Below are 3,355 nucleotides of genomic sequence, written 5' to 3'. Positions count from 1 at the left end.
TTTTTGGAAAGCTCCCAGAACATGCATTACTTCCAGTAGTACTGACCTGGCCGCTTCAACAGCCTCTTTCGTATAATCTCGTTTGCTCACCATGACTTTTTCAACATTCTTTCAAGAAGAGCTTCCGCCGCTTCTTCCCCCCTGCCGCGAAACCCGGTCAGGTCCAGGTATATCTGCACCGGCGAAACTATTATGACACCATCCATTTTTCTACTTTCGTAAAAGACTCCTTCATCGTACGGAATCATCAAACTCACGTTTGCCCCACTAGACACCTCTTTTAAGCCCAGCGAGGAAACAATGTGTTCCATGTCTGAGTTGTCCCCTATATAAGCCATTACCCTCTGGTATTTAACTTCCGGAGCGAGCCGCGCGGCTCCGGAAAAGCAGGTCAGCCCGTATTTTATGTTTCCTTTCCCGCAAACATCGGAAAGGGCGTACTCAATCCGGGCCGGGTCGCTCATTGAATAAAAATTGCGCACTTCGTTTCTGCGAAAAGAATAATTGTCTTTCCATTCCGCAAGAAGTAACTCCGGTTTCTTTAGAACAAAACCATTTTTATCACCAAGGATCCATTCCCGGTCTCTCAGCAACTTCATTACATTCGAGACGTGCCCCAGGCTGACATTCGCATCCTGGGCCATGTGCTTTACCTGCCAGTTTCTTTCTGTTATCTTGAAGCCTGGAATAGAAACATTCATAAGTGTTCTCAGGATTCTTTCCGCTTTTGGAGAATAAAGGGAGCGCAGGCCGCGTTTTTCGGCATAGCGGTTCGGATTGCCTTTCTTCTCTATGTACACGCCGTCAAAACTCAATTTACAGTTGCCTGATAGGTCTGTGTACCCGATGTTTTTTTTCGTGCATAGTTCTGCGGCTTCCGGAGAAATATAAGGAGCAATGAAAACACCATACGCTCCTGGAGGATAATACTCCAAATAATCGAGTAATTTATTTATTGCATCTCGAGCATAACGGGGTTGGCCGTTATTTCTCACCTCAACTATTATTTCATGTTTTTTCAGATCAGATAGTTCCACTTCCACAATCATTTCCACCGGAGGATTTGACTCCCACGGCCCTGGAATCTTAGAAGATGAACCACAAATAAAAGGCACACCTTCTAAACATTTGATCAATGCTGCCATGGCATCTGTTATTAGTTTTGTTTTTTGCTCTGAATCCATTTGTTTCACCATAACCACCTGTTTCAACGTATGTTGAAAATAATTATATTGGCGAAACATGGCGATGTCAAGCCGTATTTCACCTAAACATGCTGTTTCAGCGTTTGCTGAAAAGCCTATATATGGTAAAAATAAAATGATTGGCCCGAAACTGAAGGATTCTTGGAAAATATGTTGATTTCTTCTCTTCTTTACGTCTTTACCCGAAGAAAATCGGGCGTTTGCTGACGAGGCGGGGCAGGGGGAGCGGGCGGAAGGGCATGCCCTTCGCCTCTCCGTGGATGCGCTGTACCAGGGTGTCGAAGGGCATCTTCTCCTGCTGCCCTGTTTCGCGGATGCGCACCATCAGTTCGCCGGACTCCTTTTCTTTTTCACCCACAACTAATATGTAGGGAATCCACTCGCGCTCCGCGTTGCGGATTTTTTTGCTCACGGTGTCCGGGCGGTCGTCCAGGTCGCAGCGCACGTCCGCGTCGTCGAACTGTTTGCAGAGGCCGTCGGCGAATTCGATGAACTCATCCTTGACCGGGCACAAGCGCACCTGGGTGGGCGCCATCCACACAGGGAACATGGCCGGTTTGCCCTGGTTTATGTCTATCGCGATGTTTTCCAGGATCGTGCACAGTGTCCGTTCTATGCTGCCGAAGCTGGAGGCGTGCAGGATCACCGGGGAAGCGTGTTTCTTTCCGTCTTCATCCACGAACCCGATGTCGAATCTTTCTCCGTCCTTCACGTCCCACTGCACGGTGGACACCTGGATGTTGCTCTCGTCCTCGGTGATGCTCTGGTACTCGTTCTTTATAGCGTAGTAGTGAGACATTTCGGGCATCAGCTTGAAGAAAGAGGGGACTTTCATGCGTTTGCAGATGCTGATGAGCCACTCTTTATTGTCGTTGTAGAAATCCACCGTGCCTTCCCAGCCCAGCACCCAGCGGCCGCGCGCGATGATGTCGTTCATCAGCTTCTGGAACAGGAAGCAGAGGTCCTCGAATTCTTGTTTCGCCTCTTCGGTGGTGGCGCAGGCGGCGTGCATGTCCGTCATCATGAAATTGCGCACGCGCTTGAGGCCGCTCACCTCGCCTTCCTGCTCGTTGCGGAAGCAGATCGCCTCCTCGTACACTTTCAGCGGCGACTGCTTGTAGCTGAAGCGCACCTTCTGCATGAAGGGGAAGCCCAGGGGGTCCGAGGCGTAGCGCAGGTAGCACACGCCGCGCCCGCCGTCGACTTTGTAATCCCGCTCGTGGAACTCGCCCATGAGTTCGCCCACCACGTTGTTGTCTCCCCGGATCACCAGCGGGTTCTTCATCTCCATGGCGCCCCAGTCGTGCGCCAGCTTCGCCGCGTATTCGAGAATAAGCTTCTGGATGAAGTGACCCTTGGGGTACCACTTGTAATGTCCTTTTTCCGAGGCGTCGCAGTAGTCCACCAGTTCCAGCCGCTGCATGAACTCGATGTGTTTCGGAGTCTTCGCCGTGTCCACGCCCTTGCCGAACTCGTTGGAGACGAACCGCTTGAGGAGCTTGTAGACCGGTTCCTTGTTGTTGAATATCCTGCATTTCTGGAAATCCGCGGGGGTCACGTCGAACTCGTTGCCCTCGGTGTCCACCAGCACGAAGCGGGTGAACTTGTCTTTCCCGGCGTTTTCCGCTTCTTCCTTCGCGGCTTTCTCCTCGCCCTCCTCGACGGAGAACGAGCCGCTCCACTCGGAGAGGGGGTGCCCCTTCGCGGACACCTCGAAGGCCTTGTACCAGCCGAAGGGGGCGCGGACCACGTCCAGGCCGCTGTCCGCCAGGAGTTTCTTGGTGTTTTTCAGGATCGAGAGGGCGGTGCGGGGCGCTCCGGGGTCCTGCGTCAGGTGCACGTAGGGGTACACGATGACTTTTTTCACCTTGAGGGTTTCCGCGCGCCTGATAGTGTCGGCCACGAGTTTTTGAGTGACCACGTGGGGCGCCTTCTCGTCGGCTTTCTCCACGCCGATGTAGACGACCATGCAGTCCTCTTCGAGCGAAAATTCCATTTCCGTTATCGCTTCGGCGTCCTTCATGGCTTTTTCCGTGGCCCTGAAGCGGAAGTAGTTCGTGTGTATTCCGAGTGTTTTCATGACGAGCCTCTTTTTATCCGGCGCCGCGGGCAGGCCGCCGCGCGCGGTGTTTTTCTTTCTGCGACAGAAT

Annotated in this window: 2 protein-coding genes; both read right to left on the bottom strand. The window is 52.5% G+C overall.

All coding sequences use genetic code 11. The annotated features are described in order from the left end of the window. Window positions 1–86: 86 nt before the first annotated feature. Window positions 87–1,184 (bottom strand): type IV toxin-antitoxin system AbiEi family antitoxin, encoded by a 1,098-nt coding sequence (locus tag WC488_05105; GenBank protein MFA5077774.1) that lies wholly within the window; start codon window positions 1,182–1,184, stop codon window positions 87–89. A 199-nt stretch (window positions 1,185–1,383) separates the two neighbouring features. Then, window positions 1,384–3,355: threonine--tRNA ligase (locus tag WC488_05100; protein MFA5077773.1), on the bottom strand; the 1,972-nt coding region annotated here is incomplete at its 5' end.

It is taken from the genome of Candidatus Micrarchaeia archaeon (assembly GCA_041650355.1).
GTDB lineage: Archaea > Micrarchaeota > Micrarchaeia > Anstonellales > Bilamarchaeaceae > JAHJBR01.
This window is presented reverse-complemented; position numbering and strand designations above follow the sequence as displayed.